Annotated in this window: 22 protein-coding genes and 1 riboswitch; of the genes, 16 read left to right on the plus strand and 6 right to left on the minus strand. The window is 47.2% G+C overall.

What is annotated here, in order from left to right; translation table 11 throughout:
* Nucleotides 1–2: 2 nt before the first annotated feature.
* Complete coding sequence (locus ICN46_RS00385; protein WP_216203389.1) at nucleotides 3–1,046, minus strand: rod shape-determining protein; 1,044 nt, start codon at nucleotides 1,044–1,046, stop codon at nucleotides 3–5.
* A gap of 61 nt (nucleotides 1,047–1,107) precedes the next feature.
* Between ICN46_RS00385 and gatC the strand changes: the two genes are divergently transcribed.
* From gatC to ICN46_RS00445, 12 genes are all read left to right on the plus strand, one after another.
* Entirely contained in the window at nucleotides 1,108–1,401 is a 294-nt protein-coding gene (gene gatC, locus ICN46_RS00390) for an Asp-tRNA(Asn)/Glu-tRNA(Gln) amidotransferase subunit GatC (protein ID WP_216203391.1), read from the plus strand.
* Nucleotides 1,398–2,915, plus strand: coding sequence for an Asp-tRNA(Asn)/Glu-tRNA(Gln) amidotransferase subunit GatA (gatA, locus tag ICN46_RS00395; RefSeq protein WP_216203393.1), 1,518 nt, complete (start codon nucleotides 1,398–1,400; stop codon nucleotides 2,913–2,915). The genes gatC and gatA overlap by 4 nt, the downstream gene beginning before the upstream one ends.
* Complete coding sequence (gene gatB, locus ICN46_RS00400) at nucleotides 2,912–4,384, plus strand: Asp-tRNA(Asn)/Glu-tRNA(Gln) amidotransferase subunit GatB (RefSeq protein ID WP_370625460.1); 1,473 nt, start codon at nucleotides 2,912–2,914, stop codon at nucleotides 4,382–4,384. Before gatA ends, gatB begins: the two co-directional genes overlap by 4 nt.
* Before the next feature lie 45 nt (nucleotides 4,385–4,429).
* Nucleotides 4,430–5,104: a DUF484 family protein gene (locus ICN46_RS00405; protein ID WP_216203396.1), complete on the plus strand. Its 675-nt coding sequence runs from the start codon at nucleotides 4,430–4,432 to the stop codon at nucleotides 5,102–5,104.
* Nucleotides 5,085–6,086 (plus strand): tyrosine recombinase XerC, encoded by a 1,002-nt coding sequence (locus tag ICN46_RS00410; protein ID WP_216203397.1) that lies wholly within the window; start codon nucleotides 5,085–5,087, stop codon nucleotides 6,084–6,086. Before ICN46_RS00405 ends, ICN46_RS00410 begins: the two co-directional genes overlap by 20 nt.
* A gap of 69 nt (nucleotides 6,087–6,155) precedes the next feature.
* Complete coding sequence (locus ICN46_RS00415) at nucleotides 6,156–7,175, plus strand: CobW family GTP-binding protein (protein WP_216203399.1); 1,020 nt, start codon at nucleotides 6,156–6,158, stop codon at nucleotides 7,173–7,175.
* Nucleotides 7,176–7,391: 216 nt separating this feature from the next.
* On the plus strand, nucleotides 7,392–7,769 hold the full coding sequence (gene dksA, locus ICN46_RS00420) for an RNA polymerase-binding protein DksA (protein WP_216203967.1): 378 nt from the start codon (nucleotides 7,392–7,394) through the stop codon (nucleotides 7,767–7,769).
* 20 nt (nucleotides 7,770–7,789) lie between these two features.
* A complete protein-coding gene (gene argB, locus ICN46_RS00425) occupies nucleotides 7,790–8,692 on the plus strand; it encodes an acetylglutamate kinase (RefSeq protein ID WP_216203401.1) in 903 nt (300 codons plus the stop codon).
* 19 nt (nucleotides 8,693–8,711) lie between these two features.
* Nucleotides 8,712–9,362, plus strand: coding sequence for a nucleoid occlusion factor SlmA (slmA, locus tag ICN46_RS00430; RefSeq protein WP_216203403.1), 651 nt, complete (start codon nucleotides 8,712–8,714; stop codon nucleotides 9,360–9,362).
* The gene (gene metX, locus ICN46_RS00435) at nucleotides 9,359–10,498 is read left to right on the plus strand and encodes a homoserine O-succinyltransferase MetX (RefSeq protein WP_216203405.1); all 1,140 of its coding nucleotides are present in this window, start codon (nucleotides 9,359–9,361) and stop codon (nucleotides 10,496–10,498) included. The genes slmA and metX overlap by 4 nt, the downstream gene beginning before the upstream one ends.
* Entirely contained in the window at nucleotides 10,495–11,076 is a 582-nt protein-coding gene (gene metW, locus ICN46_RS00440) for a methionine biosynthesis protein MetW (protein WP_216203407.1), read from the plus strand. Before metX ends, metW begins: the two co-directional genes overlap by 4 nt.
* Complete coding sequence (locus tag ICN46_RS00445; protein ID WP_370625461.1) at nucleotides 11,048–12,409, plus strand: AmpG family muropeptide MFS transporter; 1,362 nt, start codon at nucleotides 11,048–11,050, stop codon at nucleotides 12,407–12,409. Before metW ends, ICN46_RS00445 begins: the two co-directional genes overlap by 29 nt.
* A gap of 13 nt (nucleotides 12,410–12,422) precedes the next feature.
* On the opposite strand, the gene ICN46_RS00450 is transcribed toward ICN46_RS00445, so the two are convergent.
* Nucleotides 12,423–13,205, minus strand: coding sequence for an exodeoxyribonuclease III (locus ICN46_RS00450; RefSeq protein ID WP_216203411.1), 783 nt, complete (start codon nucleotides 13,203–13,205; stop codon nucleotides 12,423–12,425).
* A gap of 8 nt (nucleotides 13,206–13,213) precedes the next feature.
* Here ICN46_RS00450 and pyrE point away from each other — a divergent pair, with 8 nt between their 5' ends.
* A complete protein-coding gene (gene pyrE / locus ICN46_RS00455; protein WP_216203413.1) occupies nucleotides 13,214–13,882 on the plus strand; it encodes an orotate phosphoribosyltransferase in 669 nt (222 codons plus the stop codon).
* A gap of 10 nt (nucleotides 13,883–13,892) precedes the next feature.
* On the opposite strand, the gene dapF is transcribed toward pyrE, so the two are convergent.
* Genes dapF through ICN46_RS00470 form a run of 3 tightly spaced genes read right to left on the minus strand, consistent with a single transcriptional unit; the run spans nucleotide 13,893 to nucleotide 16,615 of the window.
* Nucleotides 13,893–14,792 carry a diaminopimelate epimerase gene (gene dapF / locus ICN46_RS00460; protein WP_255538672.1) on the minus strand — a complete coding sequence of 300 codons (900 nt, stop codon included), beginning with the start codon at nucleotides 14,790–14,792 and terminating at the stop codon, nucleotides 13,893–13,895.
* Nucleotides 14,793–14,827: 35 nt separating this feature from the next.
* Nucleotides 14,828–15,727: an LpxL/LpxP family acyltransferase gene (locus tag ICN46_RS00465; protein WP_216203415.1), complete on the minus strand. Its 900-nt coding sequence runs from the start codon at nucleotides 15,725–15,727 to the stop codon at nucleotides 14,828–14,830.
* A 27-nt stretch (nucleotides 15,728–15,754) separates the two neighbouring features.
* Entirely contained in the window at nucleotides 15,755–16,615 is an 861-nt protein-coding gene (locus ICN46_RS00470) for an LpxL/LpxP family acyltransferase (RefSeq protein WP_216203416.1), read from the minus strand.
* Between the two features lie 203 nt (nucleotides 16,616–16,818).
* On the opposite strand from ICN46_RS00470, the gene metK reads away from it, so the two are divergent.
* From metK to metF, 3 genes are all read left to right on the plus strand, one after another.
* Nucleotides 16,819–17,985: a methionine adenosyltransferase gene (gene metK, locus ICN46_RS00475; RefSeq protein WP_216203418.1), complete on the plus strand. Its 1,167-nt coding sequence runs from the start codon at nucleotides 16,819–16,821 to the stop codon at nucleotides 17,983–17,985.
* Nucleotides 17,986–18,052: 67 nt separating this feature from the next.
* Nucleotides 18,053–18,158: riboswitch (S-adenosyl-L-homocysteine riboswitch) on the plus strand.
* Nucleotides 18,159–18,219: 61 nt separating this feature from the next.
* On the plus strand, nucleotides 18,220–19,665 hold the full coding sequence (gene ahcY / locus ICN46_RS00480) for an adenosylhomocysteinase (RefSeq protein ID WP_216203420.1): 1,446 nt from the start codon (nucleotides 18,220–18,222) through the stop codon (nucleotides 19,663–19,665).
* Between the two features lie 30 nt (nucleotides 19,666–19,695).
* Nucleotides 19,696–20,526: a methylenetetrahydrofolate reductase [NAD(P)H] gene (gene metF / locus ICN46_RS00485; RefSeq protein ID WP_216203423.1), complete on the plus strand. Its 831-nt coding sequence runs from the start codon at nucleotides 19,696–19,698 to the stop codon at nucleotides 20,524–20,526.
* A 1-nt stretch (nucleotide 20,527) separates the two neighbouring features.
* Here the strand turns inward: metF and ICN46_RS00490 are convergent, their stop codons facing one another.
* Entirely contained in the window at nucleotides 20,528–21,139 is a 612-nt protein-coding gene (locus ICN46_RS00490; protein ID WP_255538673.1) for a 5-formyltetrahydrofolate cyclo-ligase, read from the minus strand.
* Nucleotides 21,140–21,192: the final 53 nt, after the last annotated feature.

Genomic DNA, 21,192 nt, shown 5'->3' on the forward strand with positions numbered 1-21,192 from the left:
GATTATTCTTGCGAAAACACTCCGCCCAGCTTGTCCATGCGCTCTAGTGCAATACCGCAACCACGAGCGACGCAAGTGAGAGGATCTTCTGCCACATGAATGGGCAACCCAGTTTCTTCCAAGAGCAGGCGATCTAAATCGCGTAGCAATGCTCCACCGCCTGTTAGCATCATGCCGCGTTCAGCGATATCAGAAGCAAGCTCAGGTGGAATTTGTTCAAGCGCTGCTTTTACAGCAGTCACTATTTGGTTTAGTGGATCAGTCAGCGCTTCGAGAATTTCGTTGCTTGTTACTGTGAAGCTACGCGGGATGCCTTCTGAAAGATTGCGACCCTTCACTTCCATCTCGCGTACTTCGGCACCAGGGAATGCAGAGCCAATAGTCTTTTTAATCAATTCAGCCGTTTGTTCACCAATCAACATTCCGAAGTTACGGCGAATGTAGTTTGTAATTGCCTCATCGAATTTGTCGCCACCTACGCGAACGGAGCCTTTGTAAACCATGCCGCCTAAAGACATCACACCAACTTCAGTAGTACCGCCGCCGATATCGACCACCATTGAACCTGCTGCTTCGGAAACCGGGAGGCCTGCACCAATTGCAGCAGCCATAGGCTCTTCAATTAGAAATACTTGGGAAGCACCCGCACCTAGTGCGGACTCACGAATGGCACGACGCTCAACTTGAGTTGAGCCACAAGGTACGCAAATAATGATGCGTGGGCTCGGCTTTAACAACTTGCTCTCATGCACCAGCTTGATAAATTGCTTGAGCATTTGCTCGGTGATGGTGAAATCGGCAATAACCCCGTCTTTCATTGGGCGAATTGCCTCAATATTCCCGGGAACGCGTCCCAACATCGCTTTTGCTTCTTTTCCGACTGCCAATATGGTTTTTTTGCCGCTTGGGCCACCTTCTGTACGAATTGCCACAACTGACGGCTCATCAAGCACAATACCCCGATCACGCATATAAATTAAGGTATTTGCGGTTCCTAGGTCGATGGCTAGGTCATTGGAAAAGTAGCTGCGGAAAAAACCAAACATGATGTAGTGGGAAAATAGTAGGTGTTAATAAATATATATAGGAATGATACTCTAGCGCCCCATGAAACTTGATGATGTCCAGCGCATTGCGCACCTTTCGAAGCTTGAGTTAAGTCAGGCAGAAGCAGAGGCAGTTTTGCCTCAATTACAGGCCATTTTTTCCCTGGTTGAGGAGATGCAGGCCGTCGATACAACGGGTCTTGAGCCCTTAGCTCATCCGATCCTTTTTTTGCGAGACTTGGCGCAGCCTTTGCGTGTGGACCAGGTAACTGAGTTCGATCGCCACACCGAAAACATGCAATCTGCCCCGGCTCAACAGGATGGCTATTTTTTAGTTCCACGGGTGATCGAATGAGTTGGCACACCACCCCCATTGCATTAATGGCAAAGGCTCTTGCTGCAAAAGAGGTTTCTAGTACAGAGCTGACTAAGTACTTTTTAGAGCGAATTGAGTCTGGAAAACAGTGGAATGCCTACTTAGATGTGAATACTCACTTAAGTTTAGAGCAAGCATCTGCTGCAGACTCTTTAATTGCTGCCGGGAAGTCTGGGAAGTTGACAGGCATCCCAGTGGCCCATAAAGATGTGTTTGTAACGCGTGGCTGGAGGTCTACGGCAGCCTCCAAAATCCTCGATGGTTACCTCAGCCCATTCGATGCAACTGTGGTTGCCAATTTGGGTATTCCGAGCGCTGAGAATCCAAATGGTGCTGGTATGGTTTGTTTGGGCAAAACCAATATGGATGAGTTTGCAATGGGGTCTTCCAATGAAAACTCTGCCTATGGACCAGTCTTAAATCCTTGGAATTCTGCATATGTCGCTGGAGGATCTTCTGGTGGTTCAGCAGCCGCGGTGGCTGCAGGCTTGGCCCCGATTGCAACTGGCACGGATACAGGTGGGTCGATACGACAGCCAGCTGCTTTTTGTGGGTTAACAGGTATTAAGCCAAGCTATGGGCGTGTGTCTCGTTACGGGATGATTGCCTATGCATCCTCTTTGGATCAGGCTGGCCCTATGGGAAAGACAGCTGAAGATTGTGCTTTATTGCTTTCCGCAATGTCTTCGCATGACCCGCGCGACTCCACCTCTTTGGCCGATTCAGGCGAAGACTATGGCCGTTATTTGCAAGCGCCTTGGAAGGAAGGCAATGCGAATCCTGCAAAACCTTTGGAAGGCTTGCGGATTGGCTTGCCTAAAGAGTTTTTTGCTGAAGGCTTGGCAGAGGATGTTGCCCACTCGGTCAACAATGCGGCTAAAGCTTTGCAAGCCATGGGTGCCGAGCTGATAGAGGTGAGCCTACCAAAAACGAAGCTATCGATCCCTGTTTATTATGTGTTGGCCCCTGCAGAGGCATCGAGCAATTTGAGCCGTTTTGATGGTGTTCGTTATGGCCATCGAGCTCAGGAATATCACGATCTGTCAGAAATGTATGCCAAATCTCGTACGGAAGGTTTTGGAGCAGAGGTAAAGCGTCGTATCTTGATTGGGACCTATGTCCTTTGTCACGGCTATTACGATGCCTACTACTTGCAGGCTCAAAAAATTCGTCGCATTATTGCTGCTGATTTTCAGGCGGCATTTAGTCGCTGCGATATCATTCTTGGCCCTGTGGCGCCTGATGTTGCATGGCGTTTAGGTGAAAAATCAAAAGATCCAGTACAGATGTATTTGGAAGATATTTACACTCTCTCAACAAACTTGGCAGGACTACCTGCAATGAGTGTTCCTTGTGGTTTCAGTTCCAATAACCTGCCCATTGGCATGCAATTTATCGGCAACTATTTTTCCGAAGCGCGCTTATTGCAAGTTGCGCATCAATATCAGCAAGCCAGTGATTGGCACTTGCGACAAGCTGGCGAGGTGGCATGATGCAATGGGAAGTCGTTATCGGTTTAGAAACCCACGCGCAATTAAAAACACAATCAAAGATTTTTAGTGGCGCAAGTACCCGCTTTGGCGCAGAGCCTAATACGCAAGCGTGCGCAGTGGATTTGGCTCTGCCGGGAGTGTTGCCAGTCCTAAATCGTCAGGCAGTCGAGCATGCTATTTGTTTTGGCTTAGCGGTTGGCGCCAAGATTTCGCCAGCTAGTATTTTTGCTCGCAAAAACTACTTTTATCCAGACCTACCCAAGGGCTATCAAATTAGCCAGATGGATCTTCCCATAGTGGTTGGTGGCCAGCTAGAAATCTTAGTGGGTGACGAGCTGAAGGTAGTGGAGCTGACTCGCGCCCACATGGAAGAGGACGCCGGAAAATCAGTCCATGAGGAGGATTTTACTGGCCCCCATGGCGAAGCCTCTAGTGGCATTGACTTAAATCGTGCCGGCACACCGCTGTTAGAAATTGTTACTGAGCCCGTTATGCGCAGCGCTGCAGAAGCTGTGGCTTATGCAAAAGCTTTGCATGGCTTGGTTGTTTGGCTAGGGGTGTGCGATGGCAATATGCAAGAAGGTTCTTTTCGTTGTGATGCCAACGTTTCAGTCCGCCCTTTAGGTCAAGCAGAGTTCGGCACGCGTTGCGAGATAAAAAATCTGAATTCATTCCGCTTTCTGGAGGAGGCAATTCAACATGAAGTACGTCGCCAAATCGAATTAATAGAAGACGGCGGTAAGGTTATTCAAGAGACACGTTTATACGATCCCGATCGCCAAGAAACACGAAGCATGCGCAGCAAAGAAGATGCAAATGATTATCGCTACTTCCCAGATCCGGACTTGTTGCCGGTAGTCATCGATGATGCTTGGATTTCTGAAGTGCGCAGCAAGATGCCTGCATTGCCAGCACAATTGCGCAAGGAATGGCAAAGTGAGTTTGGTTTGAGTGCTTATGACACGCAGCTACTGACACAAGACCGTGATACTGCAAAAGTATTTGAGAGCTTGTTAGCAATTACAGGGAAGCCTTTGGCAAAAGCAGCGGCTAATTTAATTGCTGGTGAATTTGCCTCCGCCGTAAATCGCGCTGGTATTGCTGTGGCTGATGTGCCTTTGAAGCCCGAACATTTGGCTCCGTTATTGACGCGTACGGCAGATGGCACGATCTCCAACAAGATTGCCAAAGATATTTTTGCCATTCTGTGGGAAGAGGCTCTGGCAGGGAAGGCAATCAGCACTGTAGATCACATTATTGATGTCAAAGGTTTGAAGCAGATTAGTGACAGCGGTGCGCTTGAGGCCATGATTGATAAGGTATTGGCAGCCAATGAAAAATCAGTTGAAGAGTTTCGCTCTGGCAAAGAAAAAGCGTTTAATGCGCTAGTTGGCCAGATTATGAAGGCCTCACAAGGTAAGGCAAATCCAGGTCAAGTTAATGAGTTGCTTCGTAAAAAGCTGGGTTGAATCTAGGTAAGTTATTCGGTAATTGAAATATTGAGAAAGAAATAGATGAGTGCAATCGATCCAAAGCAGGCAGAGCAAGAAGAGTTGGTGGCTGAGTGGTTGCGAGCAACCCCCGGCTTCTTTGAGCGTTACGCCAGTCTATTGAATGAAATTCGCTTGAAGCATCCACATGAAGATCGTGCGATTTCATTGCAAGAGCGTCAAATGACAATATTGCGCACTCAAAATCAGGAGCTCAATCGCCGTCTTAGTGAGATGCTGCACTTTGGAAGTCGTAATGACAAAACGCAGCAAGGTTTGGTTGCATGGTTATTGCGCTTGATGCGCGCTAACAATAAGGCGGATGTAGAGGTTGCGGTAACTGCTGGCTTAGCAGAAGTCTTCGAAGTGGATGCCGCACAAATTCTTGCTCCAAATAAGGCCTTCGGCCCTTGGGTTGATACCCCATTGTGCGGTTCTGCAAAAGAATTGGCTGCTGCCAGTATTGATTTATTGGCAACCCAGATCACTATCGAACCTGAGTGGCAAAGTATGGTGGCGATTGGTCTGCCTTTAGGTAAGAATGGATCAAGCAATCAGGCGCCGGCAGTTCTTTTGTTGGCTAGCAAGGATGAGTCTCGCTTTACTGCTGACATGGGTGCTTTCTATTTGCGCCAAATCGCCGAATTAACTGCCGCTGCCTTAGATCGGGTCCAGGCTTATGAAGCCACAGCTGACTGAACTTCATCCGCTTGTGCAAGATTATTTGCACGAGCTACATGTATTGCGTCAGTTATCACCTCATACGCTCAAGGCGTATCGCATGGATTTGGCTGAGTTACAAAACTTTGCCACCGATGATGCAGTTGAGCTGTTAAAGGTCAGCAATGCTCATGTTCGTCGCTGGGCGGGGAGATGGCACGCAAAGGGCAAGTCACCTAGAACCATCGCTAGAGGCCTTTCTGCTTGGCGGGGTTGGTATGACTGGCTTACGGAAAAAGATGCGCGCAGAGATGGGCAGGCGGGCAGAGCGCAGATTAAATTAAGCGCTAATCCGGTAGATGATGTGAGGGCACCTAAGCGCCTCAAGTCTTTGCCTAAGGCACTGTCAGTAGAGCAGGCATTAGCACTGGTTAATCAAGCGGTTCAAGAGGCGCAAGAAAAGAAGGATCTTGAGTCCATTCGGGATGCAGCAATTGTCGATCTGCTGTACTCCTCTGGATTGCGTCTTTCGGAGCTCCTGGGTATAGATGTAATGCAAAGTAAAGACCGTCAATATGAGTCTGCGGGCTGGTTGGATTGGGATGCTGCTGAAGTTACGGTGCTCGGTAAAGGTGGCAAGCGTCGCTCGGTTCCAGTTGGGGCTCCCGCTATGCAGTCTTTACAGTTTTGGCGAGAGTTGCGGAAAGAGGCTGACTGTACCGAACAGTCTTTGGCCTTGTTCATTTCAGCCAGAGGTGCTCGGTTGTCGCCGCGTACCGTTCAGGCGCGTTTACGCACCTTAGCCATGCGTGCTGGGCTACCGACGCATGTACACCCCCATATGATGCGCCATAGCTTTGCAAGCCATGTATTGCAATCCTCGCAGGATTTGCGGGCGGTCCAGGAAATGCTGGGACATGCCAGTATCGCTAGCACTCAAATTTATACGTCTTTGGATTTTCAGCATCTAGCGCAGGCATATGACAAAGCCCATCCTCGTGCAAAGGCTGGTAAAGGCTGAGGAACTCGGTAAGATACTAGGTTTCCCCCGCCGGGGATGATTGATTTTTCGATTTTGAATGGATTTACGATGGCACTGATTCCAGTAACGATTCTCACGGGCTTTTTGGGTAGCGGTAAAACTACCCTGCTAAAGCACATTCTCACTGAACAACATGGCAAAAAAATTGCTGTAATCGAAAACGAGTTCGGCGAAGAAAATATCGATAACGATATTTTGGTTCAAGACAATCAAGAAAATATCGTACAGATGAGTAATGGCTGCATTTGCTGCACGATTCGTGGCGACTTGGTTGATGCTCTTAATGAGCTATGGGAGCAACGTAAGAACAAGAAAATTAGTTTTGACCGTGTTGTCATTGAGACTACCGGCGTTGCTAATCCTGGTCCAGTGGCTCAGACCTTCTTCATGGATGACGACGTAGCGGATCATTATGTTTTGGATGCAGTGGTTACCTTGGTGGATGCCAAGCATGGCCAGCAACAGCTCACCGAGCATGAGGAGGCTCAGCGTCAAGTTGGTTTTGCCGATCAAATTTTTATTACCAAGACAGATTTAGTAAGTCCTGTCGAGGTGGATGCATTGCGCACGCGTTTAATGCATATGAACCCTAGAGCGCCCATTCAGGGGATTTCTAAGGGGGTTGTGCCACTGGAGGCGGTTTTGGACCTCAAAGGCTTTAATTTGAACGCCAAATTGGACATTGACCCCCATTTCTTAGAGTCAGAGGATCATGATCACAGCACTTGCGGCCATGACCATAGTCACGATCATCATGGGCATGCAGGGCATACAGATCGCATCCAATCCTTCGTTTTTCGTAGTGATAAACCCTTTGATCATAAAAAATTGGAAGACTTCCTAGGGGGCATTCTGGAGGTCTTTGGCGAGAAGATGTTGCGCTACAAAGGCGTCCTATACGTGAAGGGAAGCAACCGAAAAGTGGTATTTCAGGGGGTTCACCAGATGATGGGTAGCGATTTGGCTGGTCCATGGGGTGCTGAACCCAAGCAAACTCGAATGGTATTTATTGGCATTGATTTGCCAAAGGACACCCTATTGGCTGGGCTTGAGGGATGTTTGGTCTAGCCAGCTTCGGATACAATCTGCCGCCACGGTCAATATTGATAAAAGGTCGTAAAACTTTGGCAGAATGAGGCAATAATGCTTCAAACCCTTGGAAAGAATGAGATGACGGTAAAAACAGCAACAAAAACTGCAGCGGCTCCAAAGGCTAGCAAGGCTGTAAGCGGCAAGACTACAAAAAGCGTCCCCTTGATTTTGAGTGAGGCTGAACTGCTCAAGATGGCTGACAAGGATTACATGAATGCAGCCCAGTTAAATTTTTTCCGTCAAAAATTATTGACTCTCAAAGATGACATTCTGAAAAACGCTTCAGAGACCACTGAGCATCTCAGAGAAAATATTCTGGTTCCGGATCCAGCGGATCGCGCAACGATTGAAGAAGAACATGCGCTTGAATTACGTACCCGTGATCGTGAGCGTAAGCTGTTGAAAAAAGTAGAGCAAGCTCTAGCGCGCATTGAGACTGCTGATTACGGTTGGTGCGAAGAGACTGGTGAGCCAATTGGCTTATCCCGTTTAATTGCAAGGCCGACAGCAAATTTATCGCTAGAAGCACAAGAGCGTCGTGAACTACGTCAAAAATTGTTTGGCGAATAACCCTTAATACCTCGGTTGCAATGACTAAGCATTTACCTTCTCTTGCTGATATTCCTCCTTTATTAAAGGCGGAAATTTTGGCCGAGGCTTTGCCTTATATTCGCCAATATCACGGTAAAACCATTGTGATTAAGTATGGCGGGAACGCCATGGTTGAGGATCGCCTCAAAGAAAGTTTTGCGCGGGATGTGATTCTGCTGAAATTGGTTGGCATGAACCCTGTTGTAGTGCATGGTGGGGGCCCACAAATTGATGAGGCTCTGAAGAAGATCGGCAAGACAGGGACTTTTATTCAAGGGATGCGCGTTACTGATGAAGAAACCATGGAAGTGGTGGAGTGGGTTCTAGGTGGCGAAGTGCAGCAAGATATTGTGATGTTAATCAATCACTTTGGTGGACAGGCAGTTGGCTTGACTGGTAAAGATGGTGGTTTAATTCATGCAAGAAAAATGATGATCCCCGACGAAAAAAATCCAGGACAGAAATTGGATATTGGTTTTGTCGGTGAGATTGAGGCTATTAATCCTGCGGTTGTAAAAGCCTTGCAAGACGATGCGTTTATTCCAGTGATTTCTCCAATTGGCTTTAGCGCTGAAGGTCAAGCGTTCAATATTAACGCTGACTTAGTTGCTGGCAAGATGGCTGAAATTTTGCATGCTGAAAAATTAGTGATGATGACTAACATTCCAGGCGTAATGGATAAAAACGGCACACTATTGACTGATTTAACTGCGCGAGAAATCGATGATTTATTTGCCGATGGAACGATCTCGGGCGGCATGCTACCAAAAATCTCATCTGCGTTAGATGCTGCTAAGAGTGGCGTGAACTCAGTGCATATTATTGATGGTCGTATTGAACACTCTTTATTATTAGAAATTCTGACTGAGCAAGCTTTCGGAACAATGATTCGTTCTAGGTAAGCTGGGGATAAGTGAAACTATGCGTGATTCTTTAGAGTCGTCAGAAGTTGCAAGCAGTGTTCCTGAGGCAGGTAAGACGCGTAAGCGCCCTCGCCCAGGAGAGCGCCGCTTACAAATTTTGCAAGTGCTCGCGGAGATGTTACAAAACCCCAGGGGTGAGCGCGTAACCACTGCAGCCTTAGCCGCCAAAATTCAAGTTTCAGAGGCGGCCCTTTATCGGCACTTTGCAAGCAAAGCACAAATGTTTGAGGGCTTAATTGCCTTCATTGAGCAAACGGTTTTTGGGTTGATTAATCAAATCAATCAAAAAGAAGAATCTGGCCTTGCACAGGCTCGTGGAATTTTGCAGATGCTGCTTTTCTTCGCCGAGAAAAATCCTGGCATGACCCGAGTGCTATTAGGCGATGCCTTGTTGCAAGAGGATGATCGTTTGCAAGAGCGCATTACTCAGGTGTTGGATCGCGTTGAGGCATCCCTAAAGCAGGCTTTACGAATTGCTCAAACCCAAGGCGGTGCATTGGGGCAGGTGGGTCAAGATGAGGTCAGTGTTCGTGCTGCCATGTTGATGAGTTTTGTTTTGGGCCGCTGGCATCGCTTTGCTCGGAGCGGCTTTAAGAAGCAGCCAACTGAAGCATCTGATATTAGTCTTCGCATTCTTCTCTCCGAATGAGCGAGCTACACCTCTCTAGAAATACTATCCATTTTGCCGAGCCCTTGCCTTTGCAAAGTGGCGCCATATTGTCTGGCTACGACCTAGTTATTGAAACTTACGGCAAGTTAAATCTAGAGAAAAGTAATGCCATCCTAATTTGTCATGCACTCAATGCTTCGCATCATGTTGCGGGTCCAGATCCGGAAGACCCAGACGATATTGGATGGTGGGACAACATGATTGGCCCTGGCAAGCCGGTCGATACAGATCATTTCTTTGTAATTGGCGTCAATAACTTAGGCTCCTGCTTTGGCTCTACTGGGCCAATGAGTATTCATCCAGAAACTGGTAAGCCTTATGGCGCAGATTTCCCTGTGGTGACCGTTGAGGATTGGGTCAATACTCAAGCGCGCTTGGCAGATAAGTTGGGTATTCGTAAATTTGCTGCGGTGATGGGCGGAAGCCTCGGTGGTATGCAAGCCATGGCGTGGTCGATTCAGTTTCCCAAACGCTTGGAGCACTGCATTGTAATTGCCTCAACCCCAAAATTGAGCGCACAGAATATTGCCTTCAATGAAGTCGCTCGTAATGCCATTCTGTCTGACCCTGATTTTCATGGTGGAAATTACTATGAGCATGGCGTTGTACCCAAGCGCGGCTTAAGATTGGCGCGCATGGTCGGTCACATTACCTATTTATCTGATGACGATATGGCCGAAAAGTTTGGACGTGAATTGCAGCGCCCCAATGGCGAGTCAAATGATTATCGTTTTAGCTTCGATGTCGAGTTTGAAGTTGAAAGCTATTTGCGTCATCAAGGGGATAAGTTTTCCACATACTTTGATGCCAATACTTACCTTTTAATTACTCGCGCACTTGATTACTTTGATCCGTCCCGTCGTTATGGGGGCAGTCTTAATCGAGCTTTGGCCGAGGTGCAGGCGAAATTTTTAGTCGTGAGTTTTTCAACGGATTGGCGTTTTCCGCCAAATCGTAGTCGCGAGATTGTGGAGTCTTTACTGAGCAATAAGAGTGAAGTGAGTTATGCCGAGATTGATGCCCCACATGGGCATGATGCCTTTTTGTTGGATGATTCTCGATATCACAATCTGATTCGTGCTTATTTTGGAAAAATGCGCGAGGTCCTTAAATGAAGCGCGCAGATTTTGCAGCCATCGCCAAATGGATAGCCCCCAATACTCAGGTCTTAGACTTGGGTTGTGGGGACGGTAGTTTTTTAGAGTTTTTACAAACTCAAAAACCGGTACATTGCTATGGCGTAGAGATTGATGATGAGCGCGTACTCTCTTGTGTGCAAAAAGGTTTAAATGTTATTCAGCAAAATCTTGAAGGTGGTTTAGCCTTATTTGAGAACAATAGTTTTGATACAGTTGTCTTGTCTCAAACACTTCAAACGATTCACCAAACGGAAAAGATTCTGCGCGAAGTCGTTCGCGTGGGCAAAGAGTCTGTTGTTTCTTTTCCTAATTTTGGACACTGGTCCCATCGCTTAGCAGTGGGACTGGGACATATGCCTGTGTCCAAAAGTCTGCCGTACAAGTGGTACAACACGCCGAATGTGCGCGTACTGACTGTTGCTGACTTTGAAAGGCTGGCCTCTAGCCTTGGATTGGAGATTGTTGATCGCTGCATCTTGCATGAGGGCAGGGAAGTAACCTTGCTGCCAAATTTATTTGGCAGTCTTGCCTTGTTCCGCGTTCGTCGTGCTTAGTGGTGTACGGTCCTGGTTAAAAGATTTTCAGGTTTACCTGGAGTGGCCCTGTCTGCGAATGCTCTTCCTGGGCTTTTCCGCAGGGCTTCCACTCTTGCTGATCCTAGGAACGCTCAGTTTTTGGTTGAGAGAGGCGGGGATTGATCGAAGCACCATTGGGTACTTAACTTGGGTAGGTCTGATCTATGCCTTTAAGTGGGTTTGGGCGCCTTTAGTAGATAGATTGCCCATTCCTATTTTGACTAAAGTGTTTGGCAGAAGGCGCAGTTGGCTTCTGTTTGGGCAGATCTTGATTGTGCTTGGTCTTCTTGGAATGGCGGGCGTCGATCCCAAGGTCGCACTAAATCAAATTGTTTGGTGTGCCTTGCTTGTAGCCTTTGGTTCTGCTACCCAAGATATTGCTTTGGATGCATTTCGAATTGAATCAGCAGATAGTGATCGTCAGGCTGCCCTATCGGCCACTTACCAAACAGGCTATCGCCTTGCTTTGATTTGGTCTGGTGCTGGTGTTTTATGGTTGGCGGCTCGAGTCGAGACGGGCTCCGGATCTTATGATGTAGACGCTTGGCACTTTGCTTATTTTTGTATGGCAGCTTCTATTGGCATTGGAGTGATGACCACTTTATTAAGCAAAGAGCCTGTAAGGGTTCAGCTTGCCAAAGTACGTAACGCCAAAGAATGGCTTCATCAAACACTGGTTGAGCCGTTTGCAGAATTTATTTGTCGTTATGGATGGCATGCGGTCATCATTTTATGTTTGATTGCGATCTACCGAATCAGTGATGTCGTGATGGGGATTATGGCCAATCCCTTTTACGTTGATATGGGTTACACCAAGGATGAGGTTGCTGCCGTGAGCAAGGTGTTTGGGGTCATTATGACTTTAGTAGGCGCTTTTGTTGGTGGCGTTTTAACGATGCGATTTGGGGTGATGCGTATTTTGTTTTTGGGTGCTATTTTGTCGGCGCTAAGTAATGTGTTGTTTGCTTGGCTCGCCACTCAGGGACATGATTTACATGGTCTGATTTGGGTGATCTCGGCCGATAATCTGAGTTCCGGGATTGCCAGCGCTGCATTTATTGCCTTTCTATCGTCCTTAACAAACATTCGTTATTCAGCAACGCAGTACGCCTTATTTAGCTCAATGATGTTGTTGTTGCCTAAGTGGTTGGCAGGCTTTTCTGGTGCATTTGTAGATGCTTTTGGTTACCAGGCTTTCTTTTATGGCACCGCCATCATTGGGGCGCCAGTGTTGGTCTTGATTTGGCTAGCGATTCGCCTGCATGTCGTCGAATTTAAAAAGCACGACGCTCAAGTTGCTCATCAACAGTAAGTTCGGCCTATGCCTAGATGGAGTAGTTGTAATCCACTATTAAGGGTGCATGATCTGAGAAGCGCTCATCCTTGTAAACGGCAGTTTTTTGAGCGCTCTTAGCAATTTCAGGAGTAGCGATTTGATAGTCAATGCGCCATCCCACATTTTTGGCATAGGCTTGGCCGCGATTACTCCACCATGTATAGCAGGTCTCACTAGCCTCAGGCTCAATCTTGCGATAGACATCTACGTAGCCAACTTTATCAAATAGATTGCTCAGCCATGCACGCTCTTCAGGTAAAAATCCTGAGTTCTTAACGTTACCCTTCCAGTTTTTGAGATCGATTTCATGGTGTGCAATATTGACGTCGCCACACAATACGATTTCTCGACCAGTTTTTTTGAGCTTAATCAGGTGAGGCAGGAAACTATCTAAGTAACGATACTTGGCCTCTTGTCTTTCTGGTGAGCTTGATCCAGAAGGCATATATACCGAAATCACAGAGAGTGTTTTGAAGCGAGCCTCCACATAGCGACCCTCAGCATCAAACTCGTCATTGCCATAGCCATAAAGAACATCGTCAGGTTTGTGGGGTGTATAAATACCGCAGCCGCTATAGCCTTTTTTCTCAGCATGATGGAAGTAGCCATGAAGCCCGTCGGGATTGAGGATGGTATCCTCAAGATCATCTCGCTGAGCCTTAAGCTCCTGCATACAGATGAAGTCTGCCTGCTGCTTTACAGCCCATGGCAAAAAGCCTTTTTTGACTGCAGAACGGATACCGTTGAGGTTGGCGGAAATGATGCGTAACATATAGGCCTATGAGCTCAGAAAATTCTAATCGGGTTAACTTTATTCGTTTTGCCCTAGAGGCAAAGGTTTTATCGTTTGGGGAGTTTAAAACCAAAGCGGGAAGGCTATCACCTTATTTCTTTAATGCAGGCGGTTTTAATGATGGGGCACGCCTCAGTGCCCTGGGTCGTTATTACGCCAAAGCTCTGCAAGAGTCAAAGATTGATTTCGATATGCTGTACGGACCCGCTTATAAGGGCATTACTCTTGCCGCGGCTACGGCGATTGCTTTGGCTGATGATGGTCGCAGCGTGCCTTATGCCTACAACCGTAAAGAAGCTAAAGATCACGGAGAGGGCGGGACTCTTGTTGGCGCCCCCGTTAAAGGTAGAGTGGTCATCGTAGATGATGTGATATCTGCCGGCACTTCTGTGCGAGAGTCTGTGGAATTGATTCGTGCTGCTGGCGCCCAACCTGCCGCAGTGTTAATTGCATTGGATCGCATGGAGAAGTCGGGTACTGCGACGCAGATTGGTGATAAGTCTGCAGTGCAAGCCGTTGAGGAAGAATTTGGATTGCCAGTAATCGCTATTGCAAACCTCGCGGATTTGATGGCTTTCCTCATGGCGTCAAGTGATGTAGAGCTAACCAATTACTTGCCAGCGGTGAAGGCCTATCGCGAGCAGTACGGCATTTAAGCGAGTTTGCTTAGATCTCGGTTTCGCCTTCAAAGACGGTAACAGCCGGGCCTGTCATGATGACTGGCTGAGCTACGCCGTTCACTATTCCGCCCCAACTTATCTCTAGCGTTCCACCACGCGTCTGAACTTTGACTGGAGAGTCCAGCATGCCGCGTCGAATACCAGAAACTACTGCAGCACAGGCACCCGTTCCACAGGCAAGCGTTTCACCAGCGCCACGCTCATAGACGCGCAGTTTGATTTGATTGCGGCTGATGACTTGCATGTAACCTGCATTTACGCGTCTTGGGAATGCTGGATGTTTTTCGATGAAAGGCCCTTCCTCTTTTACTGGGGCACTGTCAATATCACCTACTACTTGAACTGCATGAGGGTTGCCCATAGATACCACGCCAACCCAATCATCATGTGCGCCAGGATGATTGCTAGTCGGGAGTGCATACAGAATTTCATGAAATTCTTGTTTGCTAGCGAGGCCGTTGGAATTGAAGGGAATATGACTGTGCTCGAAAACGGGCGCCCCCATATCAACTTCTACCTGCCCATCAGGATGGGACTTTAGGGTTAAAACAGTATGTGCAACCTCAACTCTTATTGGGTTTTTGCTTGAGAGGCCTTGATCCAATACAAAGCGAACAAAGCAGCGCGAACCATTGCCGCACTGTTCAACTTCGCCACCGTCAGAATTAAAAATACGATAGCGAAAATCTGCATCTGGGCGAGTTGCTTTTTCTACTAGCAAGATCTGATCTGCACCAATGCCAAATTGACGATGGGCAAGCTTCTGCCATTGCTCTCGAGTAATGTTGCTCAGGTCTTGATCAATACCATTAAGCACAATGAAGTCATTGCCTGCCCCATGCATCTTGGTGAAACGCAATTTTTGTGCGGGGCTATTTGAATTCATACTCAAAGGTACTTCCGTATAGTCAGTTGTTTGCTTTAGTTGTAGAAACTGGGCTCGCCAGGAGGCCTATGTTTGAAGCGTTTATGTACCCAATAGTACTCTGCTGGCCTTTCCCGAACAAGTTCTTCAATGTATTGGTTAAGTCGCTCAGTATCTGTTTTCACATCATCGCTAGGAAAATTCGGTAGGGGGGCGCTAATGTTGCAGGTATAGCCACTGCGATCTTCATTGAGAGTCGTAGTCATGAGACAGACTTCTGCGCCACTCAGCCTTGCTAAGCGCGAAACGGATGTAATGGTATTTGTTTGAATGCCAAAGAAGGGAACAAAGATTGAATCTCTTGGACCGAGGTCAATATCAGGCGCAATAAAAATGAAGTTGCCTGACTGAATCTCTCGAATCAGATCGCGCAAGCGGCTTTGTCTTTCGATTGACTTACCTCCAAAGCGATTTCTCCATTCAATCATTTTTTGATTAAAAAAAGGATTCTTCATATTTTGGTACAGTCCCGCGCCCCTCGGCCAATCATGCTGACTTGCTAAAACTGAGAGGGCCATGAAGCCCCCTTCAAGTCCAACAAAGTGAGGGTTGATTAAGAGGCGCGGCTTACGGTCGCCCAAAGTAATAGCGGATTTGACTGTCACAATGTCAGTAATTTGTTTACCGCTGCCAAGCCAGATGCGGCTTCTCTCAATGACGCTACGACCAAATAATTTCCAGTGCGTGAGCGCAAGAGCGGTAATTTCTCGTTCGCTCAAACTCGGGAAGCACAAATGTAAGTTGGTTTTAACTACTTTGGCGCGTTCATTTGGGATATGGGCGGCTAGCCATCCAAGGGCATGGCCAACATAAATTGTGAGCCTGTAGGGAAGAAAGGCAAATAGGCGCAATAGGCTCAGCGCTAGAAAGTTGAAAAGGTTTTGTAACCAGGTCATCTCATTTGAACTAAATTAGTTAAGGCTTTAATCCTTGGGTGGCAATTCTGCATCGGTTGGATGCTTATAGCGGTTATAAGCCCAAATGAATTGCTCTGGAGCCTTTAGGATAGCTTGTTCCAAAGCTTGATTAATTTCAGTGGCAGCAAGTACTGCATCTTCGGAGAGTGGTGCAAGCCTAGTCATTTCCATTAACCAGCCTCGCCCAAGTGATTTTCGTTTGGCAGTAAACATCAGCACTGGCGTCTGGTTGCGATTGGCCAGGCGTGCCGGGAGTGGTGTTGTGTAAGCGGGGCGACCAAAGAAGGGCACCCAAACACCCTCTTTCCCACTGGGAACTTGATCCGGAAGAATGCCTATAGCCTCTTTGCGATTGAGGGCCCTAGTCATTTGTCGTACGCCATGTAAATTGGTAGGGACAAAATCTAAGTTTGGGTAGTGCCGACCGGCTTCAACGATTTCATTGAGCCAATGCTGTCTGGATGGGCGATACAAGATAGTGGCGGGGTAGTGTTGTGCAATGACGCGCGGAATCACCTCAAAACAGCCAAGATGAGGGGTGAGCATAAGCAAGCCATGACCCTCATTAAAAGCTGATACAACAATGTCAAAGTTGAGTACTTCCACTAAATCAAGGGATTTTTTTGGGTTTTTCCATGCCCATAAACTATCGGCAAACAGCATGCCTGATCCGGCAGCGGCTGACCAGAGCTTTACTGGTAAGCGATGTCGGCGTGTAACGGCCAAATAATTTTCTCTAAAGAGGGTGCGGTAATGGCTGGAGACAAGATAGGCAAACACGCCTAAAAAAGCGCCAATGGCTTGTGCTCCAGCTAGGGGTAATGCCCCGATGCCGTTAAGTATGAGCTTTAGAAATAGGCTTTTCACTATTCAATGATATTCAATGCTGGCAGTCAGGACAAATTTAGCCTCTTCTTTGGTAAATTTACCGCTTTTGGGATAGAATTAATCCATCGCCGAGTTAAGACAACTTGCAGGGCGATTCAAAAATTCTGCTAAAGCGTCGCCGTTGTAGTTCCTGGCACGTCGAGTTGTCCCATAGATCGTGTTAATTTTTAAAGGAATATGCAATGGCAAATGATTACTTCTTCACCTCAGAATCTGTTTCTGAAGGTCACCCCGATAAAGTTTCAGATCAGATTTCTGATGCAGTTCTTGATGCAATATTGGCTCAAGATCCAACTGCTCGTGTCGGCGCTGAGACTTTGTGCAACACCGGCTTAATAGTCTTGGCGGGTGAAATTACGACGAGCGCTAACGTCGATTACATCCAAGTCGCTCGTAATACTTTGCGCGAAATTGGCTATGACAATACCGCATATGGTATTGACTACAAGGGTTGCGCCGTGTTGGTTGCTTATGACAAGCAAAGTCCAGATATTGCTCAGGGTGTAAATAATGCGCATGATGATGAGCTGGAGCTTGGGGCTGGAGACCAGGGTTTAATGTTCGGTTATGCCTGTGACGAAACTGCTGAGCTCATGCCTTTGCCTATTCATTTGTCCCATCGTTTGGTAGAGCGTCAGTCTCAATTGCGCCGCGACGGTCGCTTGAATTGGTTGCGCCCAGATGCAAAGTCCCAGGTGACCTTGCGTTATGTGGATGGCAAGCCCGACTCTATCGACACGGTAGTATTGTCAACTCAGCATGATGAGGATATCTCCCTCGAAAAATTGCGTGAAGCGGTTATCGAAGAAATCATCAAGCCAGTACTGCCCAAACACTTGATCAAGGGCGCCATCAACTATTTGGTGAACCCAACCGGTCGATTTGTAATTGGTGGCCCGCAGGGAGATTGTGGCTTGACCGGCAGAAAAATTGTTGTGGATACTTACGGTGGCTCCGCTCCACACGGGGGCGGCGCATTTTCTGGGAAAGATCCTTCTAAGGTGGACCGCTCGGCTGCTTATGCTGCTCGTTATGTTGCAAAGAACGTGGTTGCTGCTGGTTTGGCTACCAAATGCCTAGTTCAAGTATCGTATGCAATTGGGGTGGCTAAGCCAACATCAGTGATGGTGAGTACGTATGGCACTGGCAAGATCTCCGATGAAAAGATTTCACAATTGGTTTCTGAGCACTTTGATTTGCGTCCTAAGGGCATTATTAAAACTTTGAACCTGTTGCGCCCAATTTATCGTAAGACTGCTGCTTATGGCCATTTCGGTCGTGAGGAGCCAGAATTTACATGGGAACAATGTGATAAGGCACCTGCATTGCGTGCAGCAGCAGGCTTGTAAGCGGTAAATAAGTAGTTAGTTTTTGTATTGAAGCGAAATATGGCGAAATTGATTACAATTTCGCCATACCTTCAAGGAGCGTTGCAAGGAATGCTGAGAACCAGCGTTTCCCCAGGCTTGAAGGGAGCGGATTCCTAAGCGGAGTTTGCTAATTGCAACCGCGCTCGCTAACCCATGATTCGATGGCTAGCGAGTTTCTACTCCAGCATTGAATCGTCTTTAGCTGGAGCATTCATGAGTACCGTTTCCGATTTAAATAACTTTGTAGCAACACGTTGTGCAATTGCTGATATTTCTTTGGCTGACTTTGGCCGCAAAGAAATTGCTATTGCTGAAACTGAGATGCCAGGCCTCATCGCCATTCGTGATGAGTTCGCCGCAGGGCAGCCATTGCGCGGCGCACGCATTACTGGCTCATTGCACATGACCATTCAAACTGCAGTATTGATCGAGACCCTAGAAGCACTCGGCGCAGAAGTGCAATGGGCATCATGCAATATTTTCTCAACACAAGATCATGCTGCTGCTGCTATTGCAGCAAATGGCACCCCTGTTTATGCGATCAAGGGTGAGACTCTTGAACAATATTGGGATTACACCCATCGTATTTTTGAGTGGGCTGATGGCGGTTTCACTAATATGATTTTGGACGACGGTGGCGATGCTACTTTACTATTACATCTCGGTGCGCGCGCAGAAAAAGATCAAGCCTGCTTGAATCACCCAACTAGTGAAGAAGAAACTATTTTGTTTGGGGCGATCAAAAGCAAGCTAGCGCAGGATTCAACTTGGTACTCCACTCGTTTGGCACAGGTAAAAGGTGTCACCGAAGAAACAACGACAGGTGTGCATCGCTTGTATCAAATGTTTGCTAAAGGTGATTTGAAGTTCCCGGCAATTAACGTCAACGATTCAGTGACTAAGAGCAAGTTTGATAATCTCTATGGTTGCCGTGAGTCTTTGGTTGATGCAATTAAGCGTGCAACCGATGTGATGGTTGCAGGTAAGGTTGCAGTAGTTTGCGGTTACGGCGACGTTGGTAAAGGTTCTGCACAAGCATTGCGCGCTTTGTCGGCTCAAGTTTGGGTGACTGAAGTAGATCCAATCTGCGCCTTGCAAGCCGCAATGGAGGGCTATCGCGTTGTCACAATGGATTACGCCGCCGATAAAGCCGATATCTTCGTTTCAGCAACCGGTAACTACCATGTGATTACGCATGATCATATGGCTAAGATGAAGAATCAAGCCATCGTTTGTAATATTGGCCACTTTGATAATGAAATTGATATTGCTGGTATTGAAAAATACAAGTGGGAAGAAATCAAGCCTCAAGTTGACCACGTGATTTTCCCAGCCGCCAATGGAGCGCCTGAGAAACGCATCATTGTTTTAGCCAAAGGACGTTTGGTAAATCTCGGTTGCGGTACAGGTCACCCATCTTATGTAATGAGCTCTTCATTTGCGAACCAAGTAATTGCGCAAATTGAATTGTGGAATGCGGTTGGTACTAATAAATACCCAATCGGTGTTTACACATTGCCTAAGCATTTAGATGAGAAGGTTGCGCGCTTACAGTTAAAGACCCTCAACGCGCAGCTGACGGTGTTATCTGATCAGCAGGCTTCCTATATTGGCGTTACTAAGGAAGGTCCGTACAAGGCTGACCACTATCGTTATTAATTAAAGCAATAAAAGCACAGGCCCAAAACCATGGAATTAAGCGTCGAATTCTTTCCTCCTAAAACACCTGAGGGTGAGAATAAGTTGAGACTGGTGCGTGAGCGCTTGAGTGATTCACTCAAGCCCGCGTTTTATTCCGTGACTTTTGGTGCTGGTGGCTCTACCCAGTCTGGCACTTTAAAAGTGGTGAGTGACATTCATGCTGCTGGTGCAGCTGTTGCTCCGCACTTATCTTGTGTCGGTAGTTCACGAGATAGTGTACGTGAGATGCTTAAGCAATATCATGCGCTAGGTATCAAACGTATTGTGGCGCTGCGTGGTGATTTACCGTCTGGTATGGGTCAGTACGGCGAGTTTCATCATGCGAATGAGTTGGTCGAGTTTATTCGTGCAGAGACCGGCGACTGGTTTCATATTGATGTGGCGGCATACCCAGAAACACACCCGCAAGCCAAATCTCCTGCAAGCGATATTGATTTCTTCGTACAAAAGATGAAGGCTGGCGCTAACTCTGCGGTCACGCAATATTTTTATAACAGTGACGCCTATTTCCGCTTTGCGGATGAGGCTTACGATTTGGGTGTGACGCAGCCGATCATTGCCGGCATCATGCCGATTACGAATAGCAGCCAACTTCTCCGTTTTTCAGATGCCTGTGGCGCAGAAATTCCACGTTGGATTCGACTGCGTTTGCAGTCTTATGGTGATGACATTGCCTCTATTCGTGCATTTGGAGAAGATGTGGTTACCGATCTATGCGATCAGCTATTAACTGCTGGCGCTCCGGGTTTGCATTTCTATTCACTGAATCAGGCTGAGGCTGTCTTAGCCATTGCCGACAACCTAGGGCTAGGGAAGTAATTTAGTTTTTTAGACCAGATTCGGTGAGCATTAAGTCTAAGGGCTCATCGTGTGTTTGGACTTGCCATTGCACGGTATTTAATTGTTGCCAATCAAACCCTACGCCGATACAAAGTAATCTGGGTTTATTTTTGCGCAACTGGGCTAACGTTCGATCAAAGTAACCGCCCCCATAGCCAAGACGCCAATACTGGCTTTTGCCGCTCGCTTTCGACTGTGACCAGCCTACGCAAGGAATGAGTATGCAATCGGGGGTTAGTTGTGTGCGATGCGAATTGCTTGGGTCAGGTTCTGGAACGCCATGTTTGCTTGTAATCAGCACATCCCCCTCTTCCCAGGCATAAAACTCTAGATGTTTATCAGGACGCGCATAAGGAAGCGCTAGTTGGCATCCCTTATTCTCAGAAACCCAGCTTAGGAGTGCAAGGCGCAGATCTGGTTCATTTTGGATGGGTAGGTAAAGAGCAATAGATGAGGGGTTTTGTTTTTCCAGGAATTGGCGAAGCCCTGCAGTAAGCTGATATAGGCTTTCTGCATAGCTTTTACCTGCAGCAAAATGCATTCTTTGCGTTAGCAGATCTTGGCGTAAAGTTTTTAACGAATTAACGTGCATAGCTGGCATTATCAGGCGAAAATTAATAGATATAGTAAAAAGTAATCATGTAT

This window comes from Polynucleobacter sp. Latsch14-2 (assembly GCF_018881925.1).
Taxonomy (GTDB): Bacteria; Pseudomonadota; Gammaproteobacteria; order Burkholderiales; family Burkholderiaceae; genus Polynucleobacter.

Coding starts and splice junctions, on each gene's coding strand:
- ICN46_RS00490 (WP_255538673.1), bottom strand. CDS start 21,139: ATGCACGTTAATTCGTTAAAAACTTTACGCCAAGATCTGCTAACGCAA.
- pyrE (WP_216203413.1), top strand. CDS start 13,214: ATGAGCTCAGAAAATTCTAATCGGGTTAACTTTATTCGTTTTGCCCTA.
- gatC (WP_216203391.1), top strand. CDS start 1,108: ATGAAACTTGATGATGTCCAGCGCATTGCGCACCTTTCGAAGCTTGAG.
- ICN46_RS00415 (WP_216203399.1), top strand. CDS start 6,156: ATGGCACTGATTCCAGTAACGATTCTCACGGGCTTTTTGGGTAGCGGT.
- ICN46_RS00405 (WP_216203396.1), top strand. CDS start 4,430: ATGAGTGCAATCGATCCAAAGCAGGCAGAGCAAGAAGAGTTGGTGGCT.
- ICN46_RS00385 (WP_216203389.1), bottom strand. CDS start 1,046: ATGTTTGGTTTTTTCCGCAGCTACTTTTCCAATGACCTAGCCATCGAC.
- metK (WP_216203418.1), top strand. CDS start 16,819: ATGGCAAATGATTACTTCTTCACCTCAGAATCTGTTTCTGAAGGTCAC.
- metF (WP_216203423.1), top strand. CDS start 19,696: ATGGAATTAAGCGTCGAATTCTTTCCTCCTAAAACACCTGAGGGTGAG.
- ICN46_RS00465 (WP_216203415.1), bottom strand. CDS start 15,727: ATGACCTGGTTACAAAACCTTTTCAACTTTCTAGCGCTGAGCCTATTG.
- slmA (WP_216203403.1), top strand. CDS start 8,712: ATGCGTGATTCTTTAGAGTCGTCAGAAGTTGCAAGCAGTGTTCCTGAG.
- gatA (WP_216203393.1), top strand. CDS start 1,398: ATGAGTTGGCACACCACCCCCATTGCATTAATGGCAAAGGCTCTTGCT.
- gatB (WP_370625460.1), top strand. CDS start 2,912: ATGATGCAATGGGAAGTCGTTATCGGTTTAGAAACCCACGCGCAATTA.
- ahcY (WP_216203420.1), top strand. CDS start 18,220: ATGAGTACCGTTTCCGATTTAAATAACTTTGTAGCAACACGTTGTGCA.
- ICN46_RS00450 (WP_216203411.1), bottom strand. CDS start 13,205: ATGTTACGCATCATTTCCGCCAACCTCAACGGTATCCGTTCTGCAGTC.
- ICN46_RS00410 (WP_216203397.1), top strand. CDS start 5,085: ATGAAGCCACAGCTGACTGAACTTCATCCGCTTGTGCAAGATTATTTG.
- metX (WP_216203405.1), top strand. CDS start 9,359: ATGAGCGAGCTACACCTCTCTAGAAATACTATCCATTTTGCCGAGCCC.
- dksA (WP_216203967.1), top strand. CDS start 7,392: ATGGCTGACAAGGATTACATGAATGCAGCCCAGTTAAATTTTTTCCGT.
- argB (WP_216203401.1), top strand. CDS start 7,790: ATGACTAAGCATTTACCTTCTCTTGCTGATATTCCTCCTTTATTAAAG.
- dapF (WP_255538672.1), bottom strand. CDS start 14,792: ATGAATTCAAATAGCCCCGCACAAAAATTGCGTTTCACCAAGATGCAT.
- metW (WP_216203407.1), top strand. CDS start 10,495: ATGAAGCGCGCAGATTTTGCAGCCATCGCCAAATGGATAGCCCCCAAT.